Here is an 18,513-nt window from a genome sequence, read left to right on the forward strand (position 1 = left end):
GAAATGATTTCGGATGCCACGGGGGCATCCGTTCGTAAATCATGAAACGATTATAAAATGGAATGCCGTTGCGGCTGGCACTATCGTGCCAAATCTGTCTTTCCATGCCGCAATGTGGCGCCAAGCCCTTGATTACCGGTCGCTTGTCTGGCCGAACTGAATGTTGGATAGTGAATATGAAAAGCGGCCATTTGGCCGCTTTTGGTTGCAAAACGAAAAAATAAAAGTAAATAAAGTTAATACCCGAACGTCAATTATGACTTTCGATCATGCAAACAGCCGGGACAACCCGTCCAGCCCGACAAAACGCAGCGAGACGTCAGCGTGCTGGCGAACGACCGGTTTCGGGTGCATGCCGACGCCAAGACCGGCGGCGGCAATCATTTTCAGGTCGTTGGCACCGTCGCCCATGGCGATGACCTGTTCCGGTTCCAGTCCCAGTTCACCGCGCAGGCGGACCAGCCAGTCGGCCTTGGCCTGGGCATCGATCAGCGGGCCGGTCATCCGGCCGGTCAGCTTGCCGTCGATGATTTCAAGCTGGTTCGCGATGGCGTAATCCAGGCCGAGCTCTTCTTTCAGCCGATCGGTGAAATAGGTGAAGCCGCCGGAAATCAGTAGGGTACGGATGCCGCTGGCGCGGCAGTCGGCCAGCAGTTCGCGTGCGCCGGGCATCAGTGTCAGCCGCTCGTCGTAGACGCGGGCCAGCGCATCGACCGGCAATCCTTCGAGCAGGGCGACCCGTTCGCGCAGCGAGGCGGCAAAATCCAGCTCGCCGGCCATCGAACGTGCGGTGATGGCGGCGACCTGCGGCTTGACGCCGAACATGTCGGCGATTTCGTCGATGCACTCGATGGTGATCAGGGTCGAGTCCATATCCGAGACCAGCAGGCCGTAGTCGGCCAGGCGGCGGCCGGCCGGCACGAAGGCAAAGTCGATCCGGTGCTGGTCGCAGAAGGCATCGACGGCAGCATGACGTTCCGGATCGGCGCCGGCCAGCCGGTAGGCCAGCCCCGGTGCGACGGTGCTGGTATCGCGGGCGCCGGAAAGCGATGCCAGCGTGTCCAGGTGCGGCGCAGGGTCGACCGGCGCCTGAATGATCAGGTTGTGGGGCATGACGGCTCCAGTAGATGAGTGGCGTCCATTGTACGCAGGCCACGCGCGGGAGGGGACAGCAGGCCGTGGCCGCGTTGTGCCTCGCGCAGCACGGCGCCGATCGCGCTCGGTGCCGCGCAGTCGTCCAGCTGACTGGCCGGCAGCCGATGCAGGGCGAACGGCCAGTCGGGCGCAGCCGTCGGCGCAAAGCCGGCGTCGGTAACGACGATCAGCACCGGTTCGGGCTGCCGGGGCAGATCGTCGGCCAGATGGCGGCACTCGCTGTCGAACAGCGTGCCTGGTGTGTCGGCGCAGATGACGCGCGACAGCGGCCGGTCCGGGTCGAGGCGCAGAAAACGCAGGCTGTGATCGGCAAAGGCCGGCAGACACAGCACGACGCCATCGTGCCCGGCCGCGATGCGTGCGGCCAGCGCAGCGGTCAGCAGCGTGACCGACTGCACGCTGTGGACCGTGACGCCATGCCGGTACAACGCCGCCAGCCACCGGCCCGGCGCCGCCGGCCTTGCCGGTGCGGAAAACGCCACCCGCCGCTGCGGAAGCCGGTGCAGCCCGCGGCAGGGCGCATCCGGAAACAGGCGCTCGAGGCGAAAGTGCACCCAGCGCCGGCGATGGTGCAGGGCGACCGGTGGCGTCTGCTCGACATGCAGCGGGTCGGCCGGGTCCTCGATCAGCAGGTGCAGGCCGGCGCTGCCGGCGCATTGTGCGGCCGCCTGCTCGCACTCGGCGTCGGTCCAGCTTGCCAGCCGGCAGGCGCCACGGCGGTCGTGGGTCCAGAGCGTGGCCAGTCCCGGTGTCAGGCACAGGAAGCCGGGCCGATGACCGATGCCGGTCATCGCGTCAGCTCGAGCGTGGCGCTGTGCAATGGCGACAGTACGGCGCTCAGCACCCAGGCCAGGATCAGTCCCAGCAGCACGGTCAGCGACGGTTCGATCAGCCGCTGCAACCGGTCGATGCCGGCGCGGATATCGCGCTGGTAGCCGTGATCGGCGTGGGCCAGCATCCGGCCGAGTGCGCCGGTCTGCTCGCCGAGCCGGATCAGCCGGCGCAGCCGGGGCGGGAACAGGCCGCCGGTCGCCAGCGCATCGGCCAGCGTACTGCCGCCGGCGACCCGGCGCCGGGCATCGGCCAGCGCGGCGGCGACTGCCCGGTTGCCGACCAGCTGCTCGCAGCGTTCCAGTACGGTCAGCAGCGGAATGCCGGCGCTGTACAGCAGGGCGAAACCGGCGGCAAAGCGCGACAGCGCGATCTGGTGCCGGATCGGGCCCAGCAGCGGCAGTGCCAGCCGCCAGCGGTCGGCGTGCAGCAGCAGCGGTGGAAACCGGCGGCAGGCAAGGCGCCAGCTGGCCAGCGTGAGCAGCGGCAGTGCTGCCAGCCACGGCCCGTACCGTTCCGCCACCGAAGCGGTGCTGATCAGCAGGCGGGTCTGCCATGGCAGCGCGGCGCCGAGGCTGTCGAGAAAGCCGACCAGTTGCGGCAGCAGGTAGAGCAGCAGGAAGACGCAGACTGCCAGCAACACGCTGGCGACGAACAGCGGATACATCAGTAGCCGGATACTGTGCGTGCGCTGCTCGTCGTCCCGGCGCAGCATGTCGCTGAGCCGGGCGCAGATCACCGGCAGTTCGCCGCTCAGTTCCCCGGCTTCCACCAGCGCCACGATGACCGGCCCGAAGGCGCGCGGGTGGGCGCGCATGGCGGCGGACAGCGTACTGCCGCGCTCCAGGTCCTGCGACATGACCGCCAGTACATGGCGCATGGCGGCATCGACGCTGTCGTCGTCCAGTTCGCGCAGGGCATCGAGCAGCGGCAGGCCGGCACCGAGCAGATGTTCCAGCTGCAGGAAAAAATCGATCTGCGTGCGCCGCGACACCCGCCGCGGCGCGGCGCGGGTCAGCAGACCGGCGCGGGTTTCCAGATGGATGACCGTCAGCCCCAGCGCCGCTGCCCGCTGTTCCAGATCGGCCAGATTGGCTGCGTTCAGGCGGTGGCGGCGGACGCGCCCGTCGCGGTCGGCGGCAAGCAATTGATAGTGCATGGATCAGCGCCTCTCCGACAGATCGATGGTCCGGATGATTTCTTCCAGCGAGGTATCGCCGGCCAGCACCCGCGCGCAGCCCTGTTCGGCGAGCTCGCTGAAACCGCGTGCCTTCGCCAGCCGGCGCAGCGAGGCCGGGTCATCGTGCCGGCCGATGGCGGCGTCGATGTCGGCATCGATGCGCAGCAGCTCGGCAACCATGAAGCGGCCGCGGTAACCGCTGCCGAGGCAGGCCTCGCAGCCGCGCGGGCGAAACAGGCAGACCTCGCCGTCGCTGACGCCGAGCAGCCGGCGTTCGCCGGCGTCGGGCCGGTCCGCCTGCCGGCAATGCGGGCACAGGCGGCGCACCAGCCGCTGGCCGAGGATGCCGCTCACATTGCCGACCAGCGTGTCGCGGCATACACCGAGGTCCAGCAGCCGTGGCAGCACGCCGAGCGCGGTCGGCGCATGCAGCGTGGCAAAGACCTGATGGCCGGTCATTGCGGCGCGGAACGCCATGGCCGCGGTGTCGGCATCGCGGATTTCGCCGACCAGAATCGCATCCGGGTCCTGGCGCATCAGGCTGCGGATGCCGCTGGCGAAGTCGAGCTTGACGTTGTCGGTGATTGAAGTCTGGCGGATGCCCGGCATCGGGTACTCGACCGGATCTTCCAGCGTCATGATGTTCAGCGCGGTGCTGTCGAGCAGTGACAGCACCGCGTACAGCGTCGTGGTCTTGCCGGACCCGGTCGGCCCGGTGACCAGCAGGATGCCGGCCGGCCGCGCGCTCAGCGCCCGCAGCAGCGCCTGTTGCGCGTCCGGCAGGCCGAGTCCGTCCAGCGACAGGTACTCGCGCTGGCGATCGAGCAGCCGCAGCACCAGGTTCTCGCCGTGCAGCGTTGGCTGGGTGGCGGCGCGCACATCGAGGCGGCGGCCATCCGGCGACTGCGAGAAGCGACCGTCCTGGGGCGCGCGCGTCTCGGCGATATTCATGCCGGACAGGATTTTCAGCCGGGTCAGCATGGCCGGCCAGTGACGCTTGTCCAGCGTCCGGAACAGCTGCATGACGCCATCGAGCCGATAGCGGATGCGAACGAAGGTCTGCTCCGGCTCCAGGTGGATGTCGCTGGCATCGCGGGCGGCGGCATCGGCAATCAGGCTGTCCACCAGCTGCACCACCGGATTGCCGTCGACCGGCGCTCGCCCGATGACCTCGGCACTGGCCCCGTCCAGCGCGCGCAGGGCGCCGTCCACTGCCGCCGCATGACCGTAGGCGCGGCCGATGGCCTGGGCAATGTCGGCCGCCGCCGCCTGGTGGGTACGCAGCTGGCGGCAACGCGCGCCACCCTGCTGGCGGATATGCGCCAGCGCCACATTGTCGTGCGGACGCGACATGGCCAGGTCCAGCGTGCCACTGTCGGCGTCGAAGGCCAGCGGGAACGCCGCGTGGCGGATGGCCAGCTCGCGCGGCAGCAGCGCCAGCAGGCGCGGGTCGCTCACCTGCCGGCGCAGGGCGCCGAGCACCGGCACGGCGGTCGACACCGGCTGTTGCTGCAGGGCGGCGGCACTGACGAAGCCGAGCCGGAGCAACAGCGTATCGAGAGCAACACCGGTAGCCTGTTGTTCGGCCTGCACCACGCGCAGCTGTGCTGGCGTCAGCAGCCCCCGGGCCAGCAGCCATTGGGTGAATTCTGCTTCCGGGGCACTCATCATTCCTCCTCCAGCGTTGCCAGCCGGCGCAGGGTCGGTGCCCGCGGAAACCGGGCGGGCCGGGCGTCGGCCAGGGCCAGGGCCATCCGGTAGTGGCGGATGGCTTCCTGCCGCTCGCCGCGCTGGTCCAGTGCGACGGCGAGGTTGTACGCATGGTCGGCCTGCGCCGGATCGGCTGCCAGCAGGGCGGCCCAGCCGCTGCGTGCGCGGGCCCAGTCGCCATCGGCGCTGGCCTGGCGGGCCGGCGCCAGCCGCGGGTCGATCGGCGCTGCCGGGCGTGGCGGGGGGACCGGCGTGTCCGCATGCGAAATCAGGCGGCCGCCGTCCGGCTGGATGCGCAGCCGCAGCCTGGCGGGCGGCGCGGGAGGGGCGGCATCGGGAACGTCCGCATCCGTCTCTTCCGCATCCGTATCGTCCATCCCGTCGGTGGGGCCGGTCCCGGCAGCATCAGGCGTGTCCTGCGGCGGGGGCGGCGGGTCGGCCTCGGCCACGAGGGGGGCATCGATGGCGGTCATGGGCAGGGTGTCCGCTGCGGGGGCCGCCGCCGCCCGGGGCAGGGCGGGGACGGGGGGCGCCGGCTGCATCGCCCGGACGATATAGCCGGCCAGCCCGAGCTGCGACAGCAGCAGTACGCCCAGCGCGGCAATGCGCCGCCGCCGCTGTCGGGCCTGCTGCCGGCCATATGCCTGCCACAGCGGCAGGGGCGCACCGGCATCCTGATCCGGATCGGCATCGACCGGCACCGGTTCCGGGCTGGCGGTGTCACCGGTTTGCAGTACGCGTCCGTCCCGGGGCCCGGCGGTCATCGGGAGGCCTCCAGCAGGGCGGCCGGATCACCGGCCAGTGTCGGCTTGATGAACACCACCAGTTCGGTCTTGACCGTGCGTTCGTCACGGCTGCCGAACAGCACGCCGAGATACGGAATCCGGGCCAGCCACGGCAGGCCACGATTGTCATGCATCAGCCGGTCCTGGATCAGGCCGCCAAGAATGCCGACCTCGCCGCTCTGCAGCCCGAGCGTCGACTCCAGCTCACGCACCTGGACCTCCGGCACCCGGCTCTCGACCCTGGCCTCCATCATCTGCAGGGCCGGATCAGGCACATAGCCGGTGATATGGGTAATGGTCGGACGCACACTGAGCGAAATGCGGCCACTGGCCCCGATCTGCGGCACCACGCTGAGCACGATGCCTTCCGGCACGGTATGGACCTTGCTTTCGTAGGTGTAACTCGGGGTGGCGCCATCCCGGCTCCGGCTGCCGACATAGTCGCGGGTGACGCGGATGGAAAAGTACGGCACGTCGCGCACCACCTTGAGAATGGCGACCTGATTGTTCAGCGCCATCAGCTTCGGGCTGGACAGCACCCGGGTGCGACCAAAGGTTTCCAGCAGACGCAGTGCGGCGCTGAGGTCGGCCCCTTTCCAGATCAGGCTGGCGCCCGGCGAGCCGGCACCGGACGGAAAGTTGCCGATCAGGCGGAAATGGTCGAACAGGCGGTCCCAGGCAATGCCGGACTGGTAATGATTCGACAGTTCCACTTCGACGATGGTTGCCTCGATCAGCACCTGACGCATCGCCCGGCGGTGGACCCGTTCCAGCAGCGTGCGCACCTGACGGTGCTGGCGGGCGGTGGCGCGGACGGAAATCAGGCCGGTCTCGGGATGAACGGCCAGCTTGCCGCCCTCGCCATCGTCGGGGGGGCGCGACCAGGGGTCGGCCGGCCGGCCGGCCGGGGGGGCGCCCGGCGTGCGCGACATGCCGGGCGGAGCAGGCAGGCGGCTGTCGCCGGCCGCGGCATCGGGGTCTGCCTGCAGCAGCACGGCGAGGTGGCGGGTCAGGCTGTGCCAGAAATCATTGCCGGCATGGCTGCCGATCCGGGTCGACGACCCGTTGTCCTGCGGGTTGCTGCTGGCGGCGACGGGGGCCGCCCCGCCGGAAATATTGGCGTCGACATTCAGCGTGGACTGGAAATGACGGGAAATATTGACGTAGTCGAGCGTGTAGTGATGCAGGTAAGGCGTATCCGGCTCGACGACCAGCGTATCGCGGTCGCGCCGCCAGCGCATGTCGGCCTGCTCCGCCAGGCGGTCAAGGATGCGCGGCAGTGGCTGGCGGATCGCATGCAGGCTGACCTGGCCCTGCAGCTGCGGATGAATGTCGATGCCGGCATCGCCGGCCAGCCGGGTCAGCAATTCGCGCAAGGGCGCCGGCCGGTCGAGGCTGATGCTGTAGCGTCGGCCGCCATCGGCATCGGCCACGGGCGGGGCCAGCACCGGCGGCGGGATCGGTGCGGGAGGCGGTCTGCCCGGCACCGGGGGCGGCGTGGGCGGGAGGTCGGGAAAGGCTGCGCATCCGCCCTGCAGCAGGGACAGAAAAAGCAACAAGTGGGCAGGGCGGGACACGCGGGTACTTGGCATTCGGAATCCCCGGGGCGTGGCATGGGCGCAACGCGCATACGTCGTATGCGGATATTTCTGATGCTTCCCATTTGGCGAAGACGGCGTGCCGCCTTACAATGCTCGGCCACGTCAATGTGTTGGCGCGGGTGTCGCCGCCGGGTATGCCGGGGCGATAAGAGACAAATATGCTAATAAATTGATAATTTGCTGTATTCAGTAGCTGTTTTTCGGTTTTTGCCGACAAAATCATTTTTAATGCTTTCCGGATATCGTTGCAAGCGCGGGGATAGGGGCTGGTTTGAGTCAAGGCAACTTCATAGAGCTTGAGCACGTCGATTTCAGCTATGGCGACAGGCAGATCCTGCGCGATGTGTCACTGTGCGTGCCGAAAGGCAAGCTGGTCGCCATCATGGGCGGCTCGGGCAGCGGCAAGACCACGCTGCTGAAACTGCTGTCCGGCCAGGTCAGGCCTGACCGTGGCCGGGTGACGGTCGGTGACGCGCGGGTGGACAACATCGATTCCGCCGGCCTGTACCGGCTGCGCCGGCGCATGGGCATGCTGTTCCAGTTCGGCGCGCTGTTTACCGACCTGTCGGTGCTCGACAATGTGGCATTTCCGCTGCGCGAGCAGACCGATCTGCCGGAAAGCATGATTCGCGACCTGGTGCTGATGAAGCTCGAAGCGGTCGGCCTGCGCGGTACGGCCGGGCTGATGCCGGCCGAGCTGTCGGGCGGCATGGCGCGGCGGGTTGCGCTGGCCCGCGCGATTGCACTCGACCCGGAACTGATGCTGTACGACGAGCCGTTCACCGGGCTGGACCCGATTGCGCTCGGCACCATCGCCTTCCTGATCAAGCGGATGAACGCGGCACTCGGCGCCACGGCGGTCATGGTCACCCATGACGTCCACGTGTCGCTGGACGTGGTCGACTACATCTATTTCGTCGCCGATGGCGGCATCGTCGCCCAGGGAACGCCGGACGAGGTGCGGGTGTCGAACGATCCGTTCGTGCGCCAGTTCGTGCACGGCGAGGCCGACGGTGCGGTCAAATTGCAATATCCGGCGCGCGACTACGCGACGGATCTGGGACTGGGGAGGGCCGGACATGCTTGACGGACTGCGCGCCGGCCTGACTGGTATCGGCCACCGCATCATCGAAGGCGTATGGCGGCTCGGCTTTGCCCTGCGTTTTCTGCTGGCCGTGCTGACGCACTCGGGCACGGCGCTGCTGCGTTTCCAGCTGACCATTCGCGAAGTGTATTTCGCCGGCGTCCTGTCGCTGGTCATCATCATCGTGTCGGGCGCTTTCGTCGGCATGGTGCTGGGGCTGCAGGGCTATACCACGCTGATGCGCTTCGGCTCCGCCGATGCGCTCGGCAGCCTGGTGGCGCTGTCGCTGCTGCGCGAACTGGGCCCGGTGCTGGCGGCATTGCTGTTCGCCAGCCGCTCCGGCTCGGCGATGACGGCTGAAATCGGCCTGATGAAAGCGACCGAGCAACTGGACGCGATGGCGGTCATGGCGGTCAATCCGATCGCCCGCGTGGTCGCCCCGCGCTTCTGGGCCGGCGTGTTTTCGATGCCGCTGCTGGCGGCGCTGTTCAGCCTGATGGGCATCTTCGGCGGCTATTTCATCGGTGTGGTGATGATCGGCCTCGACCATGGTTCGTACTGGTCGCAGATGCAGGCGGCCGTGGACCTGCGCGACGATGTGCTCAACGGCGTGATCAAGAGTCTGGTATTTGGCGTGGCGGTCACCCTGATCGCCGTGTTCGAAGGTTATGACGCCCAGCCGACTGCGGCGGGTGTTTCGGCGGCGACAACGCGCACGGTGGTGACTTCCGCGCTGGTCATTCTGGCACTGGATTTTGTGCTGACCGCCTTCATGTTCTGATACGGATAGCTTTCACTATGAAAAGAGCCACAATTGATCTGTGGGTTGGCATCTTCGCCGTCATCGGCTTTGCTGCCATCCTGTTCCTCGCACTGAAAGTGGCGAACCTGACCACCGCTTCCAGTGCCAGCAGTTACCGGGTGACGGCCGAATTCGACAATATCGGCGGCCTCAAGGTCCGTGCGCCGGTCAAGGCCGCAGGCGTCATCGTCGGTCGGGTCGATGACATTCGCCTCGACAGCAAGACCATGCGGGCCCGGGTGATGCTGGCGCTGGACAGCCGCTACCCGTTTGCCCGCGACGTGGCGGCCTCCATCAATACCTCGGGCCTGCTCGGCGAGCAGTATGTCGCGCTGCTGGACGGCGGCGACAGCGAGCCGCTGCGTGCCGGGGACACCATCAGCATGACCTCGTCCGCGCTGGTGCTGGAAGATCTGATTGGCAAGTTCATGCTGAGCTTTGCCGAAAAGGGGGGTGACGACGGTGCGACCAAGTCGGCCGCCTCGCTCAAATGAACACGCTATCCGCCGCCCGCTGACCGGGTGGCGACGACTGACCGATACATTGTGAGATATCAAAAATGAAACGCATTGCCGCTGTATTTGCCTTCCTTGCCTGTGGCTTCATGCCCGTGGCAGCCTACGCAGACAACCCCGATGCCGTGGTCAGACAGACTGCGCAGCAGGTTCTGGAAACCATCCGCAAGGACACCGGCCGCAATCCTGCCCGTCTGCGCGGCGAGATCGAAGCGCTGGCGACGCCGAAGTTCGACTTCACCCGCATGACGGCACTGGCTGTCGGCCGCGGCTGGCGCCAGGCTACGCCTGAGCAGCAGGCACAGCTGACCGACGCGTTCCAGACGCTCCTGGTCCGGACCTATGCCTCGACGATGATCCGCTTCAAGAATGCCCAGGTGTCGGTCGCCGACAACCCCATCGTCAGCAGCAATGGCCGTGAAGCCACGGTGCGCAGCAGCGTGCAGACCGGCGACGCCAGCAACAAGCCGGTGCAGATCGACTACACGCTGTACCGGACTGCTGCCGGCTGGAAGGTCTACAACGTCACGGTCGAAGGCGCGAGCCTGGTGACTGTCTACCGAAGCAATTTCAACGAAGTGGTCAGCAAGCAGGGTATCGACGGCCTGATCCAGTCGATCCGCGACAAGAATGCGCAGCTGGCCGCCAAGGGCGGTGCCTGACATGAGCGAACGGCTGGCCCTGCCCACCCGCGTGACGCTGGCCGACAGCGCAGCCCTGCTGCGCACGCTGACCCCGGCCGTCGCCCGCGATGATTGCGTGCTGGACTGGTCGGCGGTGGAGTCTGCCGACTCCTCGGCGCTGGCGCTGGTCTTCGGCCTGCAGCGCGCGGCGACCGCCGCCGGCCGCCAACTGACCCTGACGGCCCTGCCGAACGGACTGGCCACACTGGCCCAATTGTACGGAGTGGAACATTTTGTCTCTCAAGCCGACTAGGGCCCTGACGGCGCTCGGTCTCCTGATCGCTCTCGGCGGATGCGCAACGGGTTCCAACCCGTCCGATCCGTATGAAGGCTATAACCGCAAGGTTTACGCTTTCAACAGTGGCTTTGACCGCCACGTCTATCGTCCGGTGGCCGAAGGCTACCAGAAGGTCACGCCGCAACCGGCGCGGACCGGCATCCGCAACTTCTTCGACAACCTGGCCGACATGCTGAGCCTGGCGAACAATATCGTCATGCTGCGTCCGGTGCCGGCGATGAGCGATTTCATGCGCGTCAGCGTCAATACCGTGCTCGGCCTTGGCGGCCTGCTCGATATTGCCACGCCGATGGGCCTGCACAAGGACCAGAAGGGCTTTGGCGACACGCTGGCGCACTATGGCTGGCAGAACAGTGCCTACTTCATGGTCCCGTTCTTCCCGCCGTCGACCATCCGCGACACGCTGGGTCTCGGTGTCGACTACCTGACGGTGCCGACGCGCGAACTGTTCACCACGACCTATACCGACGCCTCGGCGGTGATGGTGAACCTGGTCGACCAGCGCGCGCGCCTGCTGCCGCTGGACCCGGCGCGTGATGCCGCCCTCGACGAGTACACGTTCACCCGCGACGCGTGGATGGCGATCCGTGCCCGCCAGCTCGGCATTGCGCCGCCGCTGGGCAATGGCGACGACAACGAAGAGATCGACATCAACGAACTGGTCCCGGCCAATCACGGCGGTGCCGAGTCCGAGCCGCAGCATGCAATGCCGGCTGCGCCGGTCGAGCCGGAAGAACACATGGTGCATACCGCCCATGCTGCGCATGCCGCTGCCGCAGAAGCGCCGGAAGCCGGCAAGGAAGCCGTCGTCACGCCGTAGCGTGCCGTCTGCTTTCCGCGCCAGAAACCAGGCCCCTGACCCTCCGGTCAGGGGCTTTCTGCTGTTCCGTCCATCCGGAATGGACCAACGAAGCAGGATCTCCCCGTCGTGGCGGGAACGGAAGGGGCAGGGCCCGGTCAGGCAGACTGCCGCATTCACGATTCTTGCTGTCAGCCGGGCGTGTACCGGCACCACGGCGACCGTTGCAGCCCACTCCTGAGCAGTCAAAAGCCCCTGACCATCCGGTCAGGGGCTTTGGGGCCGGGCCGAAACGGCGTCCTACAGCCAGCGTGCCTCGATCAGATCGCGCAGTCCGGCCGACACGCCGACGCCAAAACGCTTGGCGATGCGGTCGCTGAGGCCGTCCTTCGGCGTCATGTCGACCGTGTCTTCGGCATGAATCACGTCGCGGGCGACCGAATTGACCGAGCCGTAGCCATCGACCAGTCCGAGCGGAATCGCCTGTTCGCCGATCCAGACCCGGCCGGTGAACAACTCGTCCCCTTTCAGCCGCGCGCCACGGCCGCGCTTGACCGCGGTGATGAACTGGGTGTGGATCGCATCGAGCAGACCCTGACGGATGGCGCGCTGTTCCGGCGTTTCCGGGCTGAACGGATCGCCCATGCCCTTGTCGCGGCCGGCGTGGGCCAGCCGGCGTTCGACGCCGAGCTTGTCCATCAGACCGGTAAAGCCGAAGCCGTCCGACAGCACGCCGATCGAACCGACGATGCTGGCCTTGTCGACAAAGATCTTGTCGGCCGCTGCGGCGATGTAATAGCAGCCGCTGGCGCAGACATCCTCGACCACCACGTACAGCGGGATCTTCGGGTGCAGTTTCTTCTGGCGCATGATCTCGTCGTAGACCATGCCGGACAGCACCGGGCTGCCGCCGGGGCTGTTGGCGCGGATGATGATGCCGCGGGTGCCGGAATCCTTGTAGGCGGCTTTCAGCCCGTCGATCATCCGGTTGGCGGTGTCATTGTTGCCGTCAATCGTGCCGCTGAGCTGCAGCACGGCAGTGCGCGTGCCGGCGCCGGGCAGGGCTTCGGTCGAATCGCCGGACATGCTGGCGAACAGCGGCCACAGCACCAGCGCAATGACGATCAGCCAGGTCAGGCGGAAGAAAATGTTCCAGCGCCGCGTGCGGCGCTGTTCGACGACGGCAGCCAGCAGGGTTTTTTCGACCACCTGGCGTTCCCAGTTTTCACTCATATGCGTATCGATTTCCGGTCAGAAGGGCGAGGGCGAGCTTAACAGAAACCCGGAGGCTCAGTCGGCCACCAGCCAGACACTGCCGTCGCGCTCGATGACCGTCACCGGTTCCAGTTTCTGGCCGGGACAGGGGCCGAGCACGCACAGGCCGTTGTCGGCGCGAAAATGGGCGCCATGGGTGCTGCAGACCAGGTGATGGCCGTCGAGGCTGAAGAAGCGGCTGTCGTTCATGTCCAGCGGCATCGGCCGGTGGCGGCAGAGATTCAGGTAAGCGCGCACCTGCGAGCGGTAGCGGACCACGAACGCCTCGCCGCGCGGTGTGGCGAAGCGCACGCCGTCACCGCCGTCGACCAGCGCCGACGACGGGCAGATCAGCGTGGCAGCGAGGTCAGCCATGTATCGAAACCGGCAAAGTCGTCGAACACCGCCAGCGGCGCCACGGCCTCGAGCTGCTGACGCGGATGAGCGCCCTGCGCCAGCCCGCAGCCAGGCACGCGGGCATTCTTCGCCATCAGCAGGTCGTGGGTGGTATCGCCGACCATCAGGCTGGCGCCGCGCTCGACGCCAAAGTAGTCGGTCAACTGGTCGAGCATCTCCGGATCGGGCTTGGACGCGCACTCGTTGACGGTGCGGGTGGCATCGAACAGGCCGGCCAGCCCGCTGGCTTCCAGCGCGCGGTCGAGCCCGGGGCGGCCCTTGCCGGTGGCCACGGCGAGGAAATAGCCGGCCTGGCGGTAGGCCTGCAGCGCCTCGCGCACGCCGGGGAACAGCTCGACCGTCTCTTCGCCGGCCAGGTAGTTGCGCTTGTAGGCTTCGACCATGCCGCCGTAGTCCGACTCGGCCAGACCCGGGCAGGCGACGCGCATGGCGTCACGCAGGCCGAGACCGATCACGTGCGACGCGCGTTCGCGTTCCGGCACCGGCAGACCGAGATCGGCGCAGGCGCGCTGGATCGAGCGGGTGATGTGCGCGGTCGAATCCATCAGCGTACCGTCCCAGTCGAACACCAGCAGGGAGGGAGGAGCAACCATCATGACTTCAGGCTTTCGGCAAAGGCGACCAGTTCGCGCGGCAGCGGGACTTCGAACAGCAGCGGTTCGCCGGTCAGCGGGTGGGGCAGGCTGAGGTGCCAGGCATGCAGGAACAGGCGTTTCAGTCCCTGGCGTGCCAGCATCTTGTTGGTATCGTAGTCGCCATACTTGTCGTCGCCGGCGATCGGACAGTCGGCCGACTGCATGTGGACGCGAATCTGGTGGGTACGACCGGTGCGCAGCCGCGCCTCGACCAGGGTAAAGCCCGGCAGGCGCTCGACAATGCGGAAATCGGTCTGCGAGGCCAGCCCGTTCTGCTCGTCGACGCGCACCCGGCGCTCGCCGTCCGGCAGCGTGTACTTGAACAGCGGCTTGCGTACCGACTTGCGCGCCGCCGCCCATTCGCCGACACCCAGTGCCAGATAGCGCTTGTCCGGAATATTGTCGCGCATCATCGCATGCAGCTTGACCAGCGCCGAACGCTTCTTGGCCAGCATCAGCAGGCCGGACGTATCGCGGTCGAGGCGGTGAACCAGTTCGAGGAAGCGGGCTTCGGGCCGCGCGGCACGCAACTGCTCGATCACGCCGAAGCTGACGCCGGACCCGCCGTGGACGGCAACGCCGGACGGCTTGTCGATGACCAGCATCGCATCGTCCTCGTAGACGATCGGGAACACCGCCGCCGGCACCGGCCGCGCGGCATTGTCGCGCACGGCGATGCGGATCGGCGGCACGCGCACCAGATCGCCGCCGGCAAGGCGGTAACTGGCGTCGATGCGTCCCTTGTTCACCCGCACTTCCCCTGCGCGGAGAATGCGGTACACATGGCTTTTCGGCACCCCTTTCAGGATCTTCAGCAGCCAGTTGTCTATCCGCTGGCCGGCCTCGTCTTCATCGATGGAATGGAAGGTGACGGAATCTTTGCTCGGAGGGGTCATATTGCTTATACTTCGGTCGCTTTATCGTTGCGACGCGACGCGCGTGGTGGCGGTGAAGCGTAACGCCTTCGACCGGTTGCGAAACGAAAATTTCGCCGCCAGCGGGTCTGGGGCGCACAGCCGGCGACGCAGTTTTTGCGTCGACCTGACGCGGTGAAATGACGGCTGGCGACAAAAAGGTTTGTATCGCTCACCGAAAAGTAGCGATGTTAATGCATTTGAGCGCACGACGCACTTTAGGCAAGTTCCTGTTTCCTGATGCCCTAGCCAGTCAGGAAACCATGCAGCGAAGTTTGACCCGACACGGCCCACACCCCGAAACGGCACCGCCAGACACTGTCGATGCCGTCGCGCCTGACGCGATGTTCCGGGCCGTGCAATACATGAGACGCCGGCTAACGCGATACTCCGTTCCCGATCTTTCCATCGAAGGCGCATCTTTCGGATAGCATCCGCCCGCAAAGCCGGCGGATGGTCAAAAACTGGCTGCAATTCCCGTGCGACGTGCGTGCTGGGAACACCAAACATGAAACGCATGTTGTTCAATGCGACGCAGGCCGAAGAGCTGCGCGTCGCGATCGTCGATGGGCAGAAGCTCATCGATCTCGACATCGAGACGGTCGGCAAGGAACAGCGCAAGGGCAATATCTACAAGGGCGTGATCACCCGCATCGAGCCCTCGCTGGAAGCCTGCTTCGTCGACTACGGCACCGACCGTCACGGCTTCCTGCCGTTCAAGGAAGTCTCCCGCACCTATTTCAACGCCTACGAAGGCGGTCGTCCGAAGATCCAGGACGTGCTGCGCGAAGGCCAGGAACTCATCGTCCAGGTCGAGAAGGACGAACGCGGCAACAAGGGCGCAGCGCTGACCACCTACATCAGCCTCGCCGGTCGCTACCTGGTGCTGATGCCGAACAACCCGCGTGGCGGTGGCGTATCGCGCCGCATCGAGGGCGAAGAACGCAACGAGCTGCGCGAACTGATGAGCCAGCTCGAAACCCCGCAGGGCACCAGCCTGATCGCCCGCACCGCCGGCATCGGCCGTTCGTTCGACGAACTGCAGTGGGACCTGAACTACCTGCTCCAGCTGTGGACCGCCGTTGAATCCGCCGCCGGTGCCCAGGCCGCGCCGTTCCTGATCTTCCAGGAAGGCAGCCTCGTCATCCGCGCGATTCGCGACTACTTCCAGCCGGACATCGGCGAACTGCTGGTCGACACCGAAGAAATCTGGGACCAGGCCCGTCAGTTCATGGGCCACGTGATGCCGGGCAACGTGAACCGCGTCAAGCTGTACAAGGACGACGTTCCGCTGTTCTCGCGCTTCCAGATCGAACACCAGATCGAAACGGCGTTCTCGCGCCAGGTTGCGCTGCCGTCCGGCGGCGCCATCGTCATCGACCATACCGAAGCACTGGTGTCGATCGACGTGAACTCGGCCCGCGCCACCAAGGGCGCGGACATCGAGACCACCGCGCTGAACACCAACGTCGAAGCGGCCGATGAAATCGCCCGCCAGCTGCGCCTGCGTGACCTCGGTGGCCTGATCGTCATCGACTTCATCGACATGGAAAACCCGAAGAACCAGCGCGAAGTCGAAAACCGGCTCAAGGACGCACTGCGTGCCGATCGCGCCCGGGTCCAGATGGGCAAACTGTCGCGCTTCGGCCTGCTCGAACTGTCGCGTCAGCGCCTGCAGCCGAGCCTGGGTGAAACCAGCCACATGCCGTGCCCGCGTTGCCATGGCACCGGCTTCATCCGCGGCATCGAATCGTCGGCACTGCACATCCTGCGCATCCTGACCGAAGAAGCGATGAAGGAAAACACCGGCGCGGTCCACGTCCAGGTACCGGTCGACGTCGCGACCTTCCTGCTGAACGAGAAGCGTGCCGAACTGTTCGGCATCGAAGCCCGCCTGAAGGTCGAAGTGGTGCTGATCCCGAACATCCACTTCGAAACCCCGCACTACAAGATCACCCGTCTGCGCCAGGACGACATGACGGAAATCGTCGAAGACGACGGCCCGAGCTATCGCCTGGCCGAAGCACCGGAAGAAGACGCGATGGAAGCCTACCTGGCCGACCGCGTGAAGCCGGAGCGTCCGCAGGCCGCCGTGCAGGGCATCACCCCGCAGCAACCGGCCCCGGTCCGCGAAGAACCGGCCGCACCGGCTGCCCGCCAGAGCGCTGCCCGTCCGGCCACCGCCGCTGCCGCACCGCAGGGCCTGTTCCAGCGCATCATCGCCTGGTTCCAGGGCGATACCGACAAGAAACCGGCCACCCCGGCTGCCCGCCCGCGTCCGACGCCGGCTGCGCAACAGGCCGGCGGCAGCGATGCCAGCCAGAAGCGCGACCGCAAGCAACGTCACGCCAAGACCGAAGAACAGCGCCGCCGCTCGCCGCAACAGGGCGAAGGCACGCCGCGCCGCGAACGTCAGGATCGCAACCAGGAAGGCCGCGATCGCAACGACCGCACGCCGGAAAACCGTGGCGAACGCAACGACAATCGCCAGGAACGCGGTGACAACCGTCAGGAACGTGGCGAACGCAACCCGGAACGCAACACCCACGAACGTCGCGAACGCGGCGATCGCAACCCGGAAAGCCGCGAACGCAATGACGTCCGCGCTGAACGGGCCGAACGTGGCGAGCGTCCGGAACGCCGCCCGGTCGAGCGTCAGGAACGCCAGGAACGTCAGGACGTGCCGGCACCGGAAGTCCGCGCCGAAGCCGCCGAAGGCCGTCAGCCGCGCGAACCGCGTGAACGCCGCCGCAACCCGCGCCGTGAAGAACAGCGCGATGCCCCGGCTGCCGACGAGCTGATCAACAAGCCGGTCACCATCGGTGACCTGCCGCCGGCCGAAGAAGAAGCACCGGAAGCCGAAACCGAGCGCGCCGAACGCAGCAACCGTCGTCGTCGCGGCCGTCGTGGCGGAGAACGTCGCCCGGAAGCGGAAGACAACGGCGTCGCCAGCAACGGTGACATGCCGCTTGCCGCCGAGCCGAAACCGGCTGCCGAACCGCGCGCAGAACGCCAGGAGCGTCAGGAACGGCCGGAGCGCCAGCCGCGCCAGGAACGCCAGCCGCGTCAGGAGCGTCAGGAACGCCCGGTCGTGGCCGAGCAGCCGGCGCAGGAAGTCCGTGCCGACATCGCTGAACCGGCACCGGCAGAAGCCCGCGAAGTGCAGGCCGATGCCCGCGCCACCTGGATCGAAGAGGGCGGTTCGCAGTCCGGCATCGACATGCTGAACACGACGCCGGAAGAAGTGCCGGCCAAACCGGCCCAGATTCTGGCCGAAGCCGAACCGGTGGCTGCAAAGCCGGCCGCGCCGGCAGTGATCGAAACGCCGAAGGTCGAAGCCGAAGCCGTGGCACCGGTGATCGAAGCCGCTCCGGTGGTCGAGAAGGTCGAAGCCAGGGTCGAGGTAGCACCGGTGGTGGAACGCGTCGAAGCGCCCAAACCGGTCGAAATCAAGGCCGAAGCGCCGGTAGCCAGGGCTGCTGAAGTCGCCGCCCCGGTCGCCGACGGGCTGGTCATGGTCAGCACCAGGGCCGTTACCACCCCGGTTGCCGAAACCGAAGTGGTCCCGACCGCCCCGGTCCGCCGTCGCAACCAGCAGCGCCAGCAGCAGCCCGTCGTGGCCGAGCCGGTATCGCTGGTCCAGATCGAGACCGCCGGCCATGACACCCCGGCCGATACGGCCGAGGAGACCCCGGCCGCCGAAGCCCGCCGCCGCGCCGACGTGGCCCAGCCCGCCGCTGCCGGCGACGCTGGCCAGAACGGCCTGTCGCAGGTCGAGACGCGCCACTAAGCGGAAATCCGTCAACCTTCTGCACGCAGGGGGTTGACGGAATCAGCAGGCTTCCGTAGA

The 18,513-nt window shown here is 66.8% G+C and carries 17 protein-coding genes; 7 read left to right on the forward strand and 10 right to left on the reverse strand.

The features are described from left to right. Window positions 1–267 precede the first annotated feature (267 nt). Genes serB through Q352_RS21970 form a run of 6 tightly spaced genes read right to left on the reverse strand, consistent with a single transcriptional unit; the run spans window position 268 to window position 7,109 of the window. The gene (gene serB, locus Q352_RS0118395; RefSeq protein ID WP_028500571.1) at window positions 268–1,113 is read right to left on the reverse strand and encodes a phosphoserine phosphatase SerB; all 846 of its coding nucleotides are present in this window, start codon (window positions 1,111–1,113) and stop codon (window positions 268–270) included. Next, window positions 1,098–1,946, reverse strand: a complete 849-nt coding sequence (locus Q352_RS0118400) for a hypothetical protein (RefSeq protein ID WP_028500572.1) — start codon at window positions 1,944–1,946, stop codon at window positions 1,098–1,100. The genes serB and Q352_RS0118400 overlap by 16 nt, the downstream gene beginning before the upstream one ends. Next, window positions 1,943–3,145 (reverse strand): type II secretion system F family protein, encoded by a 1,203-nt coding sequence (locus tag Q352_RS0118405; RefSeq protein ID WP_028500573.1) that lies wholly within the window; start codon window positions 3,143–3,145, stop codon window positions 1,943–1,945. The genes Q352_RS0118400 and Q352_RS0118405 overlap by 4 nt, the downstream gene beginning before the upstream one ends. A 3-nt stretch (window positions 3,146–3,148) precedes the next feature. Next, window positions 3,149–4,837, reverse strand: coding sequence for a GspE/PulE family protein (locus Q352_RS0118410; RefSeq protein WP_244879602.1), 1,689 nt, complete (start codon window positions 4,835–4,837; stop codon window positions 3,149–3,151). Then, entirely contained in the window at window positions 4,834–5,640 is an 807-nt protein-coding gene (locus Q352_RS0118415) for a tetratricopeptide repeat protein (protein WP_028500575.1), read from the reverse strand. Before Q352_RS0118415 ends, Q352_RS0118410 begins: the two co-directional genes overlap by 4 nt. Continuing rightward, complete coding sequence (locus Q352_RS21970; RefSeq protein WP_051529084.1) at window positions 5,637–7,109, reverse strand: type II secretion system protein GspD; 1,473 nt, start codon at window positions 7,107–7,109, stop codon at window positions 5,637–5,639. The genes Q352_RS0118415 and Q352_RS21970 overlap by 4 nt, the downstream gene beginning before the upstream one ends. Before the next feature lie 424 nt (window positions 7,110–7,533). Between Q352_RS21970 and Q352_RS0118425 the strand changes: the two genes are divergently transcribed. From Q352_RS0118425 to Q352_RS21975, 6 genes are all read left to right on the forward strand, one after another. Continuing rightward, window positions 7,534–8,349 (forward strand): ABC transporter ATP-binding protein, encoded by an 816-nt coding sequence (locus Q352_RS0118425; protein ID WP_028500576.1) that lies wholly within the window; start codon window positions 7,534–7,536, stop codon window positions 8,347–8,349. Then, window positions 8,342–9,127, forward strand: a complete 786-nt coding sequence (gene mlaE / locus Q352_RS0118430; protein WP_028500577.1) for a lipid asymmetry maintenance ABC transporter permease subunit MlaE — start codon at window positions 8,342–8,344, stop codon at window positions 9,125–9,127. Before Q352_RS0118425 ends, mlaE begins: the two co-directional genes overlap by 8 nt. 17 nt (window positions 9,128–9,144) lie before the next feature. Continuing rightward, window positions 9,145–9,642, forward strand: a complete 498-nt coding sequence (gene mlaD / locus Q352_RS0118435) for an outer membrane lipid asymmetry maintenance protein MlaD (protein ID WP_028500578.1) — start codon at window positions 9,145–9,147, stop codon at window positions 9,640–9,642. 65 nt (window positions 9,643–9,707) lie between these two features. After that, window positions 9,708–10,325 (forward strand): MlaC/ttg2D family ABC transporter substrate-binding protein, encoded by a 618-nt coding sequence (locus Q352_RS0118440; RefSeq protein WP_028500579.1) that lies wholly within the window; start codon window positions 9,708–9,710, stop codon window positions 10,323–10,325. A 1-nt stretch (window position 10,326) separates the two neighbouring features. Next, window positions 10,327–10,599 (forward strand): STAS domain-containing protein, encoded by a 273-nt coding sequence (locus Q352_RS0118445; protein WP_036386984.1) that lies wholly within the window; start codon window positions 10,327–10,329, stop codon window positions 10,597–10,599. Continuing rightward, window positions 10,580–11,464 (forward strand): MlaA family lipoprotein, encoded by an 885-nt coding sequence (locus Q352_RS21975; RefSeq protein WP_158537420.1) that lies wholly within the window; start codon window positions 10,580–10,582, stop codon window positions 11,462–11,464. The genes Q352_RS0118445 and Q352_RS21975 overlap by 20 nt, the downstream gene beginning before the upstream one ends. Window positions 11,465–11,743: 279 nt before the next feature. Here the strand turns inward: Q352_RS21975 and Q352_RS0118455 are convergent, their stop codons facing one another. Genes Q352_RS0118455 through Q352_RS0118470 form a run of 4 tightly spaced genes read right to left on the reverse strand, consistent with a single transcriptional unit; the run spans window position 11,744 to window position 14,645 of the window. Next, window positions 11,744–12,676: a S49 family peptidase gene (locus Q352_RS0118455; protein ID WP_028500581.1), complete on the reverse strand. Its 933-nt coding sequence runs from the start codon at window positions 12,674–12,676 to the stop codon at window positions 11,744–11,746. A gap of 57 nt (window positions 12,677–12,733) precedes the next feature. Beyond that, on the reverse strand, window positions 12,734–13,072 hold the full coding sequence (locus Q352_RS0118460) for a Rieske (2Fe-2S) protein (protein ID WP_028500582.1): 339 nt from the start codon (window positions 13,070–13,072) through the stop codon (window positions 12,734–12,736). Then, window positions 13,048–13,710 (reverse strand): HAD-IA family hydrolase, encoded by a 663-nt coding sequence (locus tag Q352_RS0118465; protein WP_234412942.1) that lies wholly within the window; start codon window positions 13,708–13,710, stop codon window positions 13,048–13,050. Before Q352_RS0118465 ends, Q352_RS0118460 begins: the two co-directional genes overlap by 25 nt. After that, window positions 13,707–14,645: an RluA family pseudouridine synthase gene (locus Q352_RS0118470; RefSeq protein WP_028500584.1), complete on the reverse strand. Its 939-nt coding sequence runs from the start codon at window positions 14,643–14,645 to the stop codon at window positions 13,707–13,709. The genes Q352_RS0118465 and Q352_RS0118470 overlap by 4 nt, the downstream gene beginning before the upstream one ends. A 526-nt stretch (window positions 14,646–15,171) precedes the next feature. Here Q352_RS0118470 and Q352_RS0118475 point away from each other — a divergent pair. After that, window positions 15,172–18,453, forward strand: a complete 3,282-nt coding sequence (locus Q352_RS0118475) for an Rne/Rng family ribonuclease (protein ID WP_028500585.1) — start codon at window positions 15,172–15,174, stop codon at window positions 18,451–18,453. The last annotated feature ends 60 nt before the right edge of the window (window positions 18,454–18,513 follow it).

The sequence above is a fragment of the Microvirgula aerodenitrificans DSM 15089 genome (genome assembly GCF_000620105.1).
In the GTDB taxonomy this organism is placed as follows: domain Bacteria; phylum Pseudomonadota; class Gammaproteobacteria; order Burkholderiales; family Aquaspirillaceae; genus Microvirgula; species Microvirgula aerodenitrificans.